The 16461-nt window shown below is 33.9% G+C and carries 14 protein-coding genes; 1 reads left to right on the plus strand and 13 read right to left on the minus strand.

The genetic code is table 11. The features are described 5' to 3' along the window. Positions 1–40: 40 nt before the first annotated feature. The 7 genes from GKR88_02445 to GKR88_02475 form a co-directional block, all read right to left on the minus strand. Positions 41–517 (minus strand): T9SS type A sorting domain-containing protein, encoded by a 477-nt coding sequence (locus GKR88_02445; GenBank protein ID QMU63246.1) that lies wholly within the window; start codon positions 515–517, stop codon positions 41–43. Between the two features lie 176 nt (positions 518–693). Continuing rightward, entirely contained in the window at positions 694–903 is a 210-nt protein-coding gene (locus GKR88_02450) for a hypothetical protein (GenBank protein QMU63247.1), read from the minus strand. After that, on the minus strand, positions 822–1565 hold the full coding sequence (locus tag GKR88_02455) for a hypothetical protein (GenBank protein QMU63248.1): 744 nt from the start codon (positions 1563–1565) through the stop codon (positions 822–824). Before GKR88_02455 ends, GKR88_02450 begins: the two co-directional genes overlap by 82 nt. Positions 1566–1921: 356 nt before the next feature. After that, the gene (locus GKR88_02460; protein ID QMU63249.1) at positions 1922–3160 is read right to left on the minus strand and encodes a hypothetical protein; all 1239 of its coding nucleotides are present in this window, start codon (positions 3158–3160) and stop codon (positions 1922–1924) included. Positions 3161–3170: 10 nt separating this feature from the next. After that, a complete protein-coding gene (gene accD / locus GKR88_02465; protein ID QMU63250.1) occupies positions 3171–4031 on the minus strand; it encodes an acetyl-CoA carboxylase, carboxyltransferase subunit beta in 861 nt (286 codons plus the stop codon). A gap of 39 nt (positions 4032–4070) precedes the next feature. Further along, positions 4071–5138: a class II fructose-bisphosphate aldolase gene (fbaA, locus tag GKR88_02470; GenBank protein ID QMU63251.1), complete on the minus strand. Its 1068-nt coding sequence runs from the start codon at positions 5136–5138 to the stop codon at positions 4071–4073. A gap of 132 nt (positions 5139–5270) precedes the next feature. Continuing rightward, complete coding sequence (locus tag GKR88_02475; GenBank protein ID QMU63252.1) at positions 5271–7775, minus strand: BamA/TamA family outer membrane protein; 2505 nt, start codon at positions 7773–7775, stop codon at positions 5271–5273. A gap of 59 nt (positions 7776–7834) precedes the next feature. Between GKR88_02475 and GKR88_02480 the strand changes: the two genes are divergently transcribed. Further along, a complete protein-coding gene (locus GKR88_02480) occupies positions 7835–8578 on the plus strand; it encodes an RNA methyltransferase (GenBank protein QMU63253.1) in 744 nt (247 codons plus the stop codon). On the opposite strand, the gene GKR88_02485 is transcribed toward GKR88_02480, so the two are convergent. The 6 genes from GKR88_02485 to mfd all read right to left on the minus strand — a co-directional run bounded on the left by GKR88_02485 (position 8565) and on the right by mfd (position 16381). Further along, on the minus strand, positions 8565–9269 hold the full coding sequence (locus tag GKR88_02485) for an outer membrane beta-barrel protein (GenBank protein ID QMU63254.1): 705 nt from the start codon (positions 9267–9269) through the stop codon (positions 8565–8567). The two genes, GKR88_02480 and GKR88_02485, sit on opposite strands and share 14 nt — an antisense overlap. Further along, positions 9266–10000 carry a bifunctional demethylmenaquinone methyltransferase/2-methoxy-6-polyprenyl-1,4-benzoquinol methylase UbiE gene (ubiE, locus tag GKR88_02490; GenBank protein ID QMU63255.1) on the minus strand — a complete coding sequence of 245 codons (735 nt, stop codon included), beginning with the start codon at positions 9998–10000 and terminating at the stop codon, positions 9266–9268. The genes GKR88_02485 and ubiE overlap by 4 nt, the downstream gene beginning before the upstream one ends. Before the next feature lie 48 nt (positions 10001–10048). Beyond that, positions 10049–10945: a NifU family protein gene (locus GKR88_02495; GenBank protein QMU63256.1), complete on the minus strand. Its 897-nt coding sequence runs from the start codon at positions 10943–10945 to the stop codon at positions 10049–10051. A 198-nt stretch (positions 10946–11143) separates the two neighbouring features. Beyond that, positions 11144–12004 carry an EamA family transporter gene (locus GKR88_02500; protein ID QMU63257.1) on the minus strand — a complete coding sequence of 287 codons (861 nt, stop codon included), beginning with the start codon at positions 12002–12004 and terminating at the stop codon, positions 11144–11146. A gap of 37 nt (positions 12005–12041) precedes the next feature. Continuing rightward, complete coding sequence (locus GKR88_02505) at positions 12042–12920, minus strand: IS982 family transposase (GenBank protein QMU63258.1); 879 nt, start codon at positions 12918–12920, stop codon at positions 12042–12044. Between the two features lie 68 nt (positions 12921–12988). Continuing rightward, a complete protein-coding gene (mfd, locus tag GKR88_02510; protein ID QMU63259.1) occupies positions 12989–16381 on the minus strand; it encodes a transcription-repair coupling factor in 3393 nt (1130 codons plus the stop codon). Positions 16382–16461 lie beyond the last annotated feature (80 nt).

Genomic DNA, 16461 nt, shown 5'->3' on the forward strand with positions numbered 1-16461 from the left:
GATGATCTATTTTATGTGTTATTATTTATTTTAAATCTGTTTATTCGAGGATTATTTTCTTTCGTAGATTCCCTGATGATGTTTTTAAATCAATCAGGTATACTCCTGTTTTGATAGTTTCGGGGATGGTTATATGTTGAGTAGGACTTTGTTCAAAAGAAGTTTGTAAGACCTTTTTTCCTAAGATTGAATACATGTTAAGTTTAGCAGTACCTTGACTCAGTCCGGTAATTGTTAATCTATTGGTAGCTGACATATATATACTTACCTGATTGGACACTACAGTATTATCTTCTACGTTGAGAACCTCTCCTGCAGAGGTATGTATATAGAACCTTCCAATACCTGAGAGTGTTTCATTAATGGTAATTTGATGGGATTCTCCATTTATTTTTGTAAAGGTGTTATTGGTTACATCTTGCAGATATACATCTATATCTTGTGGTAAGTTGTCAGTGGAGGTACTGAAAGTAAGCGTTTGGTTGGCATTGGCCTTGATTGACAATGGGATTACCATTGCCTGGTAATTACTGTCAGGTAAACATTGCCTGGTAAAGTCTACTCCGTTGCTATCACTGACCAGGTGTGTGTTTATAAAGAAGTTTGTACTTCCGCTATCATAGGCTCCTGCATCGTATCCTGGGTTCAGTCCGGTGGTTGCATTTTGAAGATACTTAACGGAGGTTTGTTTATTTAAGGTACCGTTAAATTGACAACGATACTTGGAGTTGTATTTGCTGTTCTGTAGAAGGTAGCTGTTCCGCTTTGGTGGTTTTGTATTGCTTTTGTAAAAATAAATGTTTCACTATCATCTTTTGCTTTTACCATAAAACCCTGTCCGGGAGCAATCTGTAATGCAGGACTTGCATTGTTAACAGGTTGATAGGGGTTACTCCGTTCCAAAAGTATAAGGCCGTATAAGACGGGTCTAAAACGCTACTGTTCTGGTCAAGGATATTGTTTGCTTTTGCACCGCTGTTAGCCGGTAAAAAAGAAGGAAAAGGATTTCCCAGTGCACTCCAATAAAAACTACCACTGGAAGTGGTTAATGATACCGATACATCCGAGTTGGGCATTGCTCCTTCAAAGGTATAGTCTCCTATAGCTGTTCTGTTGGTAGAATAACCTTTTCCGTTTACAAAGTTACCTGCACCTGGAGCATTAGTATAATACTCCCAACGATTGGAGCTGGTATTTGAATTGTTATAGGTAGCGACAGCATACATGGCACCGCTTGTGTTGATACTATTACTGGTATCGGTTACAAAGTCATTGATGCTTTGAGAGCTTACCGGAGCAGCTACCAAATGCCAGTCTGTATCTTTAATATGTCTTTTGTAGGCAATATTTCCTGTTGCACTACCGGTTACCAGTAAAGAAGCACTGGTAGTAGCACTTGATTTAACAGTAATCGTTCCCGAAGCATCGATAGTGGCATTGTTGTCAATATATAGTACATTGCCTGAATTTATCGAGATAATACCTCCCGAACCTACATAAAACGATTGAGACCGTCCCAGTTGAACTAATAATATTGCCAGTGTGTATATGATAATTGTTCTCATTGATTGTTATTTTGAGAAAACAAACCTACACCCGATATACAGTAAGAAAAGCAACTTTTAGACCAACATCACCTCTTTTTTAGGTCAAACACTATTTTTTTAGATGAATGGTATTTTATTGAAAAACAACCTTTTGTAAAATTTCCCAGAGTTTTAACAGCTTCATTATTTTTGAGGAAGATGAGTTTATGATTCTTTTGGTATAACTTTTATTTCATGAGACCTTTGCCAAAATAGGTATATATTTTGTATTTGAATTGATTTCAAGCTGTAATAGATTTTCTAATGCTTAATCCGGGTTTCATTCTGTTAAAAGCTTTTTTTGAGTTACATAGCAGCACTAAGGAGGTAAAATTTCACTGTTCCAATAAAATTTGCATCATCTGTTTTGCAGATATTTTTCCAATGCGTTGTATTTCGGGAAATGGGGTTTCATCGCCTATCTCATAGGTAATTCCTACGGCGTTTAAGCTATATAGAAACCACCCTTTGGAAACCGGTTTTGTACTATTACCGGAAGCTTCACGAACTTTATAGCCGGGGATGTCATTTTCGATACCATTAAACCATGTAGTAATAAAGTTCGGGAGCGATGTATTTTGTCTCTCCTTATTGGTATAAAAAATATCGTACCAGGTAGAATGAAAATCCAAACCAAGTATAACGTTGGCCTTGGATTTTTTATACTGTTTGGTAATATAGCGAACCACCTGTCTGATTTCCGGTTGGTTGTATTTTGACCAATCCCGGTTGGTGTCCACTCCACCGGCATTGTGCCTCCAATGTCCTAGATCCACTCCATCGGGATTTAACAGAGGAAAGGCCAGAACCCGATATTTTTTCAGAAAGCCTGAAGAGAGCGTATCTGTTAAAATGGTGTTTACAAATTCCCGAAATGCAAAATATCCCGTTACCTCCGTGGGGTGTTGTCTGGTGAGCAGCACTACAATGGGTTTGTTTTTTTTATGGTCTTTATAAATATCTAAAACAAGTAATTCCCTGCCCAATTTAGAGGTTCCGATTTTTTTTAATTTCACAAGTGGTTTGTATGCCTTCGTAATTTTTGTACACCATGATCTTACCTGTGAGGAAGCGTGTATTTCCTGAGCTGCTACTCTAATTTTTTCACCCTCAAGATTTAATTTAATAGTGTATTCCTTTTTGTCTGCAATCAAGATATTGCTGGAATCTAATACAGACCAAACATTATTTTTTTTAATTTTCGGATGATATCTATGGGTAAACTCACCAGGGTATTTGAATTTTACATAAATAATGGTATTCTTTGCAGACCATATATCAAATGCATAGTAAGCACTGTTGTTTATCGGAGTGTTTTCAGGTTCAATATGGGCAATAACCGTACTGTCATTTAATTTGGTCATGTTGTTTAGCCTGGCTCCGTCAAATTGATTACTTGCATAAATAGCCAAGTCATGTATAGAAAAAGTGCTCTTGACTTGGTGTTTTATTTTTTTTGTAGAGGTATTTACATAATCCTCAAAAGCTACTTTTTTTAATGAACTGCAACTACTAATGGCAATGCATACTACTACGACAGTAGTAATAAATAAAAAGAATTGCTTTTTAATCATATATGATGACTTACAGAGCTCTTACAGGTTGATTCCGAATGAGGTCAATATATAAATTTACCTGTTTTTTTAGATGTTTTCTTTCATATATTCCATCTAAAAAACCGTGTTCCAACACAAATTCAGAGCGTTGGAAGCTTTCGGGGAGATCTTTCCCGGTAGTGTCTTTTACAACCCTCGGGCCTGCAAATCCGATGAGAGCATTTGGCTCTGCAATATTAATATCTCCTAACATGGCAAAAGAAGCTGTTGCTCCCCCGGTAGTCGGGTCTGTACATATAGAAATATACGGAATTTTTGCTTCGGCCAGGTGTGCCAACTTAGCAGATGTTTTTACCAGTTGCATTAGTGATAACGAAGCCTCCATCATTCGAGCTCCTCCGGACTTTGAGATCATTAAAAAAGGAATGTCATTTTTAATGGAATAGTCAATAGCTCTTGCAATTTTTTCTCCAACCACACTCCCTATAGATCCACCGATAAAAGCAAAATCCATAGCGGCAATTACCAGATATTTACCGTTAGATTTGCCGACAGCGGTTCTTACAGCATCGTTTAGTTGGGTTTTTTCCTGTGCAGCGACTACTCTGTCAGAGTATTTTTTAGTGTCTTCAAATTTTAGAGGATCTTTGGAAATAAGTTGTGGGTTCAGTTCTTCAAATTCATTATTGTCAAAAAATAATTCGAAATATTCTTTGCTCCCTATCCTGACGTGATATCCGTCTTCGGGACTCACATATAAATTGGATTTTAGCTCTTCCGTATCAATAATTTTTCCGCTGGGAGTCTTATACCATAACCCTTTGGGAGTATCTTTTTTATCTTCGGTAGGAGTGTGGATTCCTTTATCGCTTCTTTTAAACCAAGGCATATTGCATCTTATTTAAATGAGTTGTAAATATATTATAAACTATAATGTATTTACATTATTTAGATCTTCAAATGCTTTTTTTAAGCGTTTTTTAAATGTGATTTCACCTTCTCGCAGCCATTTTCTTGGGTCGTAATGTTTTTTATTGGGCTGGTCCGGTCCTTCCGGATTGCCTATTTGTGTTTTCAAATATTCGATATTTCCGGTCATATAATCTCTGATTCCCTCAGTAAAGGCAAATTGTAAATCAGTATCGATGTTCATTTTAATGACTCCATACCCTATAGACTCTCTAATTTCTTCCAGAGTAGAACCCGATCCTCCATGAAATACAAAATCTATGGTATTATGAGGAACCTGATATTTTTCGGAAATATATTCTTGAGAGTTTTTTAAGATTTTGGGAGTTAGTTTTACATTTCCCGGCTTGTATACACCATGTACATTTCCAAAAGCTGCGGCAATTGTAAACTGATCGCTTACTTTTATTAACTCTTCATATGCATATGCCACTTCTTCGGGTTGTGTATACAATTTTGATACGTCAACATCAGAATTGTCAACACCATCTTCTTCACCGCCTGTAATTCCTAATTCTATTTCTAAGGTCATACCCATTTTATTCATTCTTGCCAAATAAGTTTTACAAATTTCTATATTCTCCTCAATAGGTTCTTCTGACAAATCTATCATATGAGAGCTATATAGTGATTTCCCGGTTTCCTTATAAAATTGTTCACCTGCATCTAATAAACCGTCTATCCAAGGCAATAGTTTTTTTGCACAATGATCCGTATGCAAAATTACGGGAACTCCATATGCTTCTGCTAATAAATGTACATGTTTGGCACCGGTTACAGCACCTGCAATTGCTGCTTTTTGATGTTCATTGGTCAAACCTTTACCTGCATTAAACCGGGCACCTCCATTAGAAAGCTGGATGATAACCGGAGCATTTAACTCTTTGGCCGTTTCCAAAACAGCGTTGATGGTATTCGAGCCTACTACGTTTATCGCAGGCAAAGCAAAACTTTTCTCTTTGGCTAATTTAAAAATAGTTTGTACTTCTTTACCGGTTGCAACTCCCGCCTTTACAAGATGATTCATTTTCTTAGTTTTGATATTAAATAAAGGGCTCAAAAGTAATCAATTTTATATAAAAAACACGAATCTTTACATTGAGCTTGTTCAAACTTTTTACGTACATCAAAAAGTTTAAGCGAGTTTATCAGGGATCATTTAAAAAGGATAATTGATCCCTATATTATATACTGCATTTGAAAAATTATAGTTTCTAAACCACTTGTTACTAGCCAGATAAGGTTCATGCATCTTAAAACCTAAATCCAGTCTTAAAGCCAAAAAATTAAAATCATAACGAATACCAAAACCCGACCCTACTGCAATGTCGTTCAATGATTGCAAACCATTGAATGTTGCTTCATTATTTTCAAAAACAGCATTCGTAATATCCCAGATATTGCCTGCATCTACAAATAATGCTCCTTTTAAACTACCTAATAAATCAAATCGGTATTCGGCACTCGTCAACAATTTTAAACTACCGGTATTATATTCTAATCCGGGAGAACTTCTTCCAGGCCCTAAATCATATGTTTGCCATGCTCTTATATCGTTAGACCCCCCGGCAAAATAGCTTTTTGTAAAAGGAAGTTCCGAATTGTTGTATGGGAAAATAGCTCCTAAAAAAACTCTAATACCAAAAACAGTATTTGCATGGGTATCCCAAAATTTCTTGTATTCAATATCTGTTTTAAAATATTGAGCCAAAGGAATTTCAAAAACTGTTTTATTATTATTAGCATTTGTTTTACTAAATAAACTCATGATATTTCCGGAATTTGCTACACGAATTTTAAAAAATGAGAAATTATTGTCTTTAAAATTTGTTTGATTGTTATAGGTAAATGAATAAGCTATGGTCGGAATTACAAAATCAGATGTAATAATATTATATCTATCCAATATATTTGCATTTACCTGATGCAGTAACGCGTTTGAGTTTTGAAAATTTGTATCGGCAAGAACAGTATTCATAAAGCTCACAGGCTCATCAGGTCCTTGTAATTGGTACGTAGGATCATTATAGTATACTCTGGCAATAGTGTTTAATTTAATGTATTCGGAATTGTAGATATCAAAATAGTTTCCAATATTTAAATTCCTAATATATTGGGTGTTAAAAATTTCTAATTGTATTGTTTTTTTAGGAGTATACTGCCATTTGTAGTCAATAAAACCGGTAAAGGTTTGTCTGTCTAAACCAATATTTTTTTGCAGGCTGGTTCCTAATGAAAACAGTGTTTTGGGATTCATCCTTTTCGGAACTAATTTATTGAGTCCAAAAGGAGCGACAAAACGGGGCACTTCTAATGATATATCCGACCCTATCTCCCATGAATTGAAAAAATTACTGCTTTTATTGGCATCCTGAGAGGCATTAAAAAAAGAGCCCAAAAAAGAAAGTTTAAAAATTTCCGCACCCTTAAAAGTATTTCTGTTAATGAAGGAAAATTTACCTGAAATACCCAGATCTCTAATATTTGAATGGGTCAACTCTGTCTCTAATCCAAAACTGTATTTCTTTATAGGCGTTAAGTATATATTTACATCTAATTGGTCATCGGAATTTGCTACGGTATCAAATCTAATATTAACAGACTTAAAATTTTTTAACGATCTTAAATGCCTTCGTGTTAAATTTCTCAAGGTATCTTTATAAATATCATCTGGTTTTACAAATAAAGATTGGCTCAGATATTTAGGATTGTATGTTATTTTGTCATGTGCAATAAAACGGTACTCTTTATAACGAACCACATCTCTGTAAGGTTCGTTTTTTTTAGCAAAAGTATAATCTGTAAAAACATTAATATTTCTTAATTTTTGAACTTTAAATTCTTTTGAAATCTGCTTTCCGTCTTTTCTAACCACTCTGTTTCCTAAAATCACCAAATCTACATTGGTTTTATAATTTGCATTTGTAGAATCTAAGTTGTAAAAACCCAGATAATTTTCAGAAAAATGAAAAACTCCATTATTTCTAAACAATTTAATAATCCTGTCTGCTTCTTTGATAAAGTTTTCGTTATTGTACTGATCGCCGGATTTTAAAAATGTTTTTTCTTTTTCTTTAGCATAAATGGCATTTAGAACAGGCGATGCTATTTTATAGTTAATCGTATCTAAAAATGTTGCATTTCCCGTATTAATAAAATAATTAATGTTTGCTTTTTTATTTTTAAGAGTGTCTATTTTAGCAGATACGGATGCTTTAAAAAACCCTTGGGTTTTGTAATAGGCTTTTAAATTTTTAACAGTTTTATTTAGTTTTATTTTATCTATAATGGAAGGCGTTTGTCCATTTTTTAAAAACCAATTGTTTATCCTGATCATTGAATTGGCATAAGCAATACTTTGTTTCTCTGAGAAAACATTTTTTATGAAACGATATGTTTTCGGTCTTTTCCGTCCCCATTCGGATGCAGTTTGAGGATTGTTTTTGTTTCCTATATTATAAAAATATAAAGGCAAAGGCAAACCTAAGGTTTTGCTATTCGGCTTTTGGAGAATTAACGTATTTAGTACTTTATCATTTTTCTTTTTACCATTGACATATGTAGTATTTTTAGTTAACAGGTATTTTTTTTCGGGAACACGCTTAACAGAACTACACGATGTTAGGTACATTAATATCAAAAAAAAGAGAAAGAGTTTTTTCATGAAAAGCATTCACTATACAAGTTCAAAAATACTATTTTTGAGCAGTTTATCCGGGTAAAATGAGTGTATCCAAAAAACATCGTAAACTTATAACAAGTTTACAGCAAAAAAAGTATCGTATCAAGTATAAATTATTTGTTGCGGAAGGGATAAAAGTAGTATCGGAATTTCTGAATTCATCATTTGAGCTGGATACTTTATTTACTACTGGAAAAGAGCACTTTCAAGTGGAGGAGAAAAAGATGGTTTTCGTCGGCGAAAACGAATTAAAACAAATTAGCCGGTCACAATCGCCAAATGCAGTGTTAGGTTTATTTAAAATCCCGGATACTGTTAACTCAAAGAACACGGGATTAACACTGGTTTTAGATGGGGTCAATGACCCGGGCAATTTAGGAACTATCATCAGGTTGTGTGATTGGTTTGGAATTGCTGATCTGGTTTGTTCTACAAATACGGTTGACTGTTATAATTTTAAAGTTGTACAAGCGAGTATGGGTTCTTTAAAAAGGGTTCAGCTACATTATACCGATATTGCTGATTATCTGGCAGTATCCGAAAGGCCTGTTTTTATAGCCGATATTAAGGGAGAAAATATATACGAATCGGCATTCCCTGAAGAGGCAATCTTGATTATGGGAAGTGAAGCTAACGGAGTTTCTGAGAAGATCAAAGAGCGTGTAAAAAATAGTATTGCTATTCCCGGATTTGGTGGAAGTATACGGCAAACAGAAAGTTTAAATGTTGCTACTGCTGCTGCAATTTTAGTAAGCGAATTTAGAAGGCAAATTACTCAAAAGTAAAGTTTATAAAAAAGCCTCGTGTCCCTAAGAAGTCAACAGGTGAAGTCCATGGGCTTGGCCCGTTGGAAGGGTTATCGTTAACGATTTCATTATTTAAGGCAAATACTCCTCGAATAGAAGGAGAGAATTTAAAAAAATATAAATAAAAATCCATACCAATTCCAAGCTCGTACATAAAATTACTTGATTTCAACCGAAACTCTCCACTAAAATTATCATCCGGATTTTTTTCATTGCTGGAAAAATTATAATCGTATGAAATACCTGCCAGCAGATAAGGTCGTATATTGTTATACCTATTTGTGCTAAACTTAAAAACCAATGGCAAGTGCAGGTATGTAGACCCTACTTCCCTTATATTATCTCTGGCTTCTGTTAGATGGTTGAATGTAATTGTTTTTGAATTGCTGATCAGACCAGGTTCAAAACGAAGATTGATGTTTTTATGTAACCGTAAATCCGCGATTAAACCTACATTAAAACCTGTGGTAGGGCTTACCCGGATATCTGCATTTAAAAAAGAGCTGGGTTGTAAATCTATCTTATAATCGTTTTGATTTATCCCCAAATAAAATCCGAAATGATATAATTTTTTGTCAAAATCCGGGAGATATTGTACTTTCTCCGTTTGAGAAAACCCCTGGAAAGAAAACAAAAGACAAAAACTAAAAACTAAAAATCGTTTACTCATTGTTTTTTTGTTGCAGAATAAATAGTAGCTACCCCGAATGTAACCGGAGTATATCTCGTATTCATAAACCCGTTTTTTTGCAAAATATTGTCAAAAGCAGCACCAAAAGGGAAAGAATTTGCAGATGCACTCAAATAAGAATATGCGGCTTTATCTCCGGAAAATAGTTTGCCGATAACGGGTAAAATAAATGACGTGTAAAATGTATATCCTTGCTTGTAAGGAAATTTGACAGGGTTGGAAGTTTCTAAAATTACAAGGATTCCATTGGGTTTAAGTACGCGTTTAATTTCGGAAAGCCCCTTGTTAAGGTTTGCAAAATTTCGAACACCAAAGGCTACGGTAACAGCGTCAAAAGAGTTATCCTTAAAAGGCATATTTTCAGAATCTCCGATAACCATATCAATGATGTCGGAAAGATTTGCTTTTGCTACTTTCTGTTTCCCAACCTCCAGCATCCCTTCTGAAATATCCAGACCAATGATCTCATCGGGATTCAATTTGGACATCATCAATGCCAAATCTCCCGTTCCTGTTGAAATGTCTAAAATAGTTTTAGGATTATTTTTAGCAACGATACTTACTACTTTTTTACGCCACCGTACATCTATTCCAAATGAAATCACCCGATTTAAACTGTCGTAATTTCCGGAAATGGTATTAAACATTTTTGTAACCTGCTCCTTTTTTCCTAAATCCGAATCTTTATATGGCTTGATTATTTTTGGCATTTGTTTACAGATTTTTTAGAAAATGAGTAAAGAAAAGTAGGTTTTATCTTAGCCATTAATAGCAAGGACCTCACTTATTTGATTTGGCAACATTTCTTTTAGCATGGTTTCAACACCATTTTTTAGTGTTACCATAGAAGAGGGGCAACCACTACAAGCACCTTGCAAAATAACGCTTACCGCTTTGCTGTTTTCATCATAATCCTTAAAAGCAATATTTCCGCCATCAGATGCTACAGCAGGTTTGATGTATTCATCTAAAATAGCTACAATTTTTGCTGAGGTTCCTTCTAAGTTGATCGTTTCTTCTTCAGAAGATAACTCTTGAGTTGACTTTTGCTGGGGCGATTCCCGAATAATGGTTGTATGCACTTGAAGATGCTTTTTGATATGTATTCTTAGTTCCGGATGCACCTCATCCCATGAGACTATATCGTATTTGGAAATAGAAATATAATTATCTGAGATGAATACTTCTTTTACAAAAGGAAAATTGAAAAGAGATGCTGCCAGAGGTGATGAAACACTTGCTTCGTCAATGTTTTTATATTCGACATCAGTGGTCGTTAATATTTTGTTGGTTCCAAATTTCATTACCGAAGGATTTGGAGTGATTTCAACATACACTTCAACAGGTTCTTTTTTAGTATCCGAATTTTCATTGACAACGATATTGCTTTCCTGCAAATACAGGCTGATTTGTTCTCTTACCTCTTCTTGTACATCGGCCCATTCCACAATATCATATCGCTGTATGGCAATAAAATTTGCGGCAATGTATACTTTTTTTACAAAAGGCAAATAAAACAATTGCTGTGCTAAAGGTGAATTTTTTGCTTCGTCTATATGGTTGAATTCGTAACTCCCTCCATTTACCAGTATTTGTGAGCTGACAAATTTTATAATTGTATGATTATTGGTTTTTTCTATTTGTAAGTTAAACATATGCACACTCTTTTTATATATAAAACAGAGTTGCAAAATTAATGGAAAAAACCGAATGTAAGTTTATTTTTATCTGTAGTCTTATAATTAAAACCTATTATAAATACTTGCCTTCCATATTTTAACCTACTTCTTTTAAATAAACAATTTAACATTTGACACTATGCAACCTTCTTCATTCCAAAAAAACCTCTTTTACTATTTCTTAGTAGACCGAATGCCTTCTGTAAATGCGGTAGCCAAAATTAATAATCCTCCTATATAAGTATTGGTTTGAGGAATTTCGTCTAAGAAGAAAAAAGCAAACACAATTCCAAAAACAGGCTGGATACTACTGATGATAGTTGTGGCTGTTGCCGAAAAGAACTTCAAAGCATATATCATTAAACTATGTCCAATAGCGGTAGTTACAATTCCAATTAAAATTAAATATGGAAATTGGGACTGAAATCCGGACCAATTCATAAAAAATAAAAAAGGAGTCATTACAATGGTAATTACAAAGGTTTGGTAATACATCAACATGGATCCGTGATAATTATTTACATGTTGTTTTAATATTAAAACCCTTATGGAATAGCATACGGCCGATAACAAACCGAATAGAATTCCTTGAACCTGAGAGCTGTCCGGATTAAAATCAGGCGCTAGTATGTAAATACCTGTCAATACGATAATACTCATTATGATATGAATAGGATTGCGTTTTGTTTTTAAGAAGAGAGGTTCCAGTAATGCAGTAATCACCGGAAATGTAAAAAGAGATAACATCCCCAGAGCTACATTAGATAATTTTAAAGCATAGAAATAAGTAACCCAATGCCCTGCCATAAGTACTGAGCTAATGATGAGTGGAATGTGATCTTTTTTTATGGAAATGGTTAAAGGGATGTTCCGTATTTTACAAAACAAAAACAAAAAGATAAAAGCAAAAAAAGATCTAAACCATACAATGACCTCAGAAGGCATAGCAATATATTTTCCTAAAACCCCTGAAGTACTTATAAATAAAGTTGCTAAGATAAGCTCTGAAAGGTGTTTAACATAATTGTTACCCATATACTCTCAGTTACATGTTTTTTACCCGTTGTGCATTTTAAATAATGCTGATTTTAATATTGTTGATATTTCTATTAAAGATAAATTTGTTGATGTATTGAATTACAGTTAAAGCAGATATCTTAGATATTATTCTTGTTTTAAATCCTTCAAAAGTTTTAGCATAGTTTCTTCGAATCATAAACTGGTCATATAATTGTGAGAACAAAGTTTCTATACATTTTCTAGATTTTCTAAAAATATAAGCTTGTTTCTTATACTGATTTTGATTATTTCTCATTGGTGTATTTAATTTAATATCATAGGTTTCAAATAAATTAAGTTGAACTTCTGCGGATAAATATCCTCTATCACCAATTAAAGTAGCGCTTTTAATCTGCATTTTAACCGCTTTAAGATAATTGATATCATGTACAGATGCTGGACTAAAATCGATACTCTGAAAAACACCGCTCACAGAACAAATTGCGTGCAACTTATACCCGTAATAATTAGTACCTTGAGATGCACAATAACCTTTGTCTGGAAAGGTATGCATTGTTTCTTTGCAGATTTTAGAACGATAACTTCTTGATAATTTGCAAACTTCCAAAGGCATACTGTCAACGATAAAATAATTCTCAAATTCATTAAAGTAGGAAGCTAATTTTAATCGAATACTGTCCAAATGATCTAATAATCTACGCCTTCTTTTGTTATAAACACTTCGTTCTATTTTCTGGTAAATTGCAATTGGGAGTTTCCTAAACAAATCATTCTCGCTATCAATTCCCATAAATTCTACCGTTAAACTTAAACTGATGAGTTCTAAATCACTAAGTTTAGGTTCACGCCTTTGATAAATTAAAAGTTGTTCTTTTGATATTTTTCTTAATACTTCCAATATTCTTTCGTAATTTGCATTTAAGTTGTTCATTATAAATGATTTGTGATTAAATCAATTTACTGATTTTCAGTAAGATGAACAACTTTTTTTGTCCTAAATCATAATGCACAACGGGTGTTTTTTATAATTTTCAGCGCAACTTCTATCGAATCCACTTTAATAAAAGTAATTAATAATCGCAAACCGTTAGCTGTTTGTTTTTCTTTCATCACACAATTTTTTGGGTGCTGTTGTACATATTTTAATACATTCTGAAACACTTCTGTTTGATAAAACGAGCTTTGCTGGTCCGAAATAAAATAACCAATCATACGTTTTTGTTTTAAAACCAGTTTTTCCAATCCCAGGCTTCTGGCAAACCATTTCAACCGAACGCTATTCATTAAATCAATTGCCTGAACTGGTAGTTTTCCAAAACGATCTGTAAGTTTAGCTTCAAAACCCTGTAACGTCAATTCATCCTCTATAGTAGCTAATTCGTTGTATAGGCGCAAACGCTCGGTAATAGAATTGATATAATTGTCCGGGAAGAGAATTTCAAAATCAGTATCCATTTGTACTTCCTTTACAAATTCTTTAGAAGTATCATTATGGGTATTATATATTTCTTTAAACTCACCCTCTTTAAGCTCTTCAACGGATTCCTGTAGTATTTTTTGATACGTATCAAAACCCATATCATTAATAAAGCCGCTTTGCTCACCACCCAGTAAATTTCCTGCTCCCCGGATTTCCAGGTCTTTCATGGCAATATGAATGCCGCTTCCCAAATCAGAGAATACTTCCAATGCTTCAATTCTTTTTCTGGCATCTTTTGTAATCATATGATAAGGGGGAGTAATAAAATAGCAAAACGCTTTCTTGTTAGATCTACCCACACGGCCCCGTATTTGATGTAAATCAGACAATCCGAAGTGATTGGCGTTGTTAATAAAAATAGTATTGGCATTGGTAACATCTAATCCGCTTTCTATAATAGTGGTTGTCACAAGAACATCAAATTCGTTATTGATAAAGTTGACCATTAAATTTTCCAGTTTTTTGCCTTCTACTTGCCCGTGCCCGACACTTATCTTAGCGTCTGGTACTAATCTTTGAATCAATCCTGCAATTTCTTTAATATTTTCAATTCTGTTATGTACAAAGAATATTTGGCCGCCTCTGGAAATTTCATAATAAATAGCACCTCTTATAATTTCTTCATCAAAGCGAATGACATTTGTTTCTATGGGGTGCCGATTAGGCGGGGGAGTTGTAATAACAGATAAGTCTCTGGCAGCCATCAGGCTAAACTGTAGTGTTCTGGGAATTGGAGTAGCCGTTAAGGTCAGTGTATCTACATTTTCTTTCAATGTCTTTAACTTATCCTTTACAGAAACGCCAAATTTTTGCTCCTCATCAATAACCAGTAATCCCAGCTCTTTAAATTTTATTTTTTCGTGAGTGAGCTGATGTGTGCCAATAACTATATCTATGCTACCATTATTAATACCTTCAATGATAGCATTTCTTTGTTTCGTTGTTTTAAACCGGTTTAGATAATCAATTTTAATAGGAAAATCTTTTAACCGATTTGAAAATGTTTTAAAATGCTGAAAAGCCAATATAGTAGTGGGAACTAAAATAGCAACCTGTTTTCCGTTATCTACTGCTTTAAAAGCAGCTCTGATAGCAATTTCGGTTTTGCCGAAACCTACATCACCGCAGATCAAACGATCCATAGGTTGTTCACTTTCCATATCTGATTTTACATCCCTGGTTGCCTTAAATTGGTCAGGGGTATCTTCAAATAAAAAACTTGCTTCCAGTTCATGTTGCATATGAGTATCCGCTCCAAAAGCAAATCCTTTTTGTGTTTTTCTTTTCGCGTACAGTTGTATTAAATCATAAGCAATTTCTTTAACTCTCTTTTTTGTTTTTTGTTTTATTTTTTTCCAGGCACCGGAACCTAGTTTATAAATTTTAGGAGCCTTACCGTCTTTTCCATTGAATTTCGAGATTTTTTGCAATGAGTGAATGCTTACGTATAAAATATCCCGATCTCCGTAGAGCAGTTTGATAGCTTCTTGTGTACTCCCGTCAACATCTATTTTCCGAAGCCCTCCAAATTTGCCAATTCCGTGATCTATGTGGGTAACATAATCGCCAATTGTCAGAGTGTTGAGATCTTTAAGGGTAATGGCTTGTTTTTTTGCATATCTGTTTTTTAAATGGAATTTTTGATATCGTTCAAAGATTTGATGGTCCGTATAACAAACTAATTTTTCATCAACATCTATAAAACCTTGATGTAGCGGAGAAACAATTGTTTGATAATAGGTTTTATCAACGACATTGTTTTGATTTTGATCCGTACCGGCATTGAGAATATCTTCAAATCTTTTTGCCTGTTTTTCATTGGTGCAGAAAATATAATTCCGAAACCTTTTTTGGTGATAACCTTGTAAGTTTTCAATTAACAGGTTGAATTTTTTGTTAAATGGTGGTTGAGGTTTTGTATTAAAAACCACGGAAGAGCTGCCTGGTTTGGGCAAACTGCCAAGATGTGCAACAGAAAAGTTGTCCAGTTGATTTTTAATATATATTCCGTCACAAAAAAGAGCAGTTGGTGTCGCGTGCTTTATTTCTTCCGGAAGTTCTTTATATGCTATTTTGGCTTTTTCAAACAAAGTATCCAGTCTTTCACATAATATATCCTCATTTTTTAAAAATACACTACTATTTGAAGGAATATAATTCAGGAAACTTTCCCGGGGATTATTTTGAATCGCACGTAAAGATCCTCCTGTCATTTTATTTTCTATATTGGGAATGATGCTGATTTTTTTCAATTTATCTTCTGACAACTGGGAGACAATATCAAAAGTCCTGATACTATCTATTTCATTGCCAAAAAACTCTATTCTATAGGGTTTATCGTTAGAAAATGAGAATACATCTATAATACCTCCCCTAACAGAAAACTCGCCGGGGTCAGCTACAAAATCCACCCGGTTAAAATGATATTCAAATAAAATTTCATTTATAAAATCTAACGAAACCAAATCTCCTACAGCTATTTTAAGCGTATTTTTTTTTAATTCCTTTTTCGTGATTACTTTTTCAAATAATGCCTCAGGGTATGTAACAATTAAAGGAGGTTTTTTGTCAGTATGAATACCATTTAAAACTTCAGAACGCAATAAAACACTTGCATTATCAATTTCTTCTACCTGATAAGGCCTCCTATAAGAGCTCGGATAAAAGAATACATTTTTACGGCCGAGTATATTCTCAAAATCATTTAGATAATAAGCAGCCTCTTCTTTATCGTTAAAAATAACAATATAAGGATGTGCTCCCGCTTTAAAAATTTCCGAAATAATAAAAGATAATGAAGATCCAACCGGATTTGTTATATGAAAATGGAAGTTTTTCCGATCTAAAAACGCTAAAACCTGTTTTAGTTTAGGAGATTTTTGATATTGATTTACAATCTCTTGTTTGCTCAATTACATACTAAATTTTAGCTAAGATACTATCTATATGTAAAAAATGTACATCGTATCTAGTTTTCTTTTTAGAATACAAT

This window comes from Flavobacteriaceae bacterium (assembly GCA_014075215.1).
Classification (GTDB): Bacteria; Bacteroidota; Bacteroidia; order Flavobacteriales; family Flavobacteriaceae; genus Polaribacter.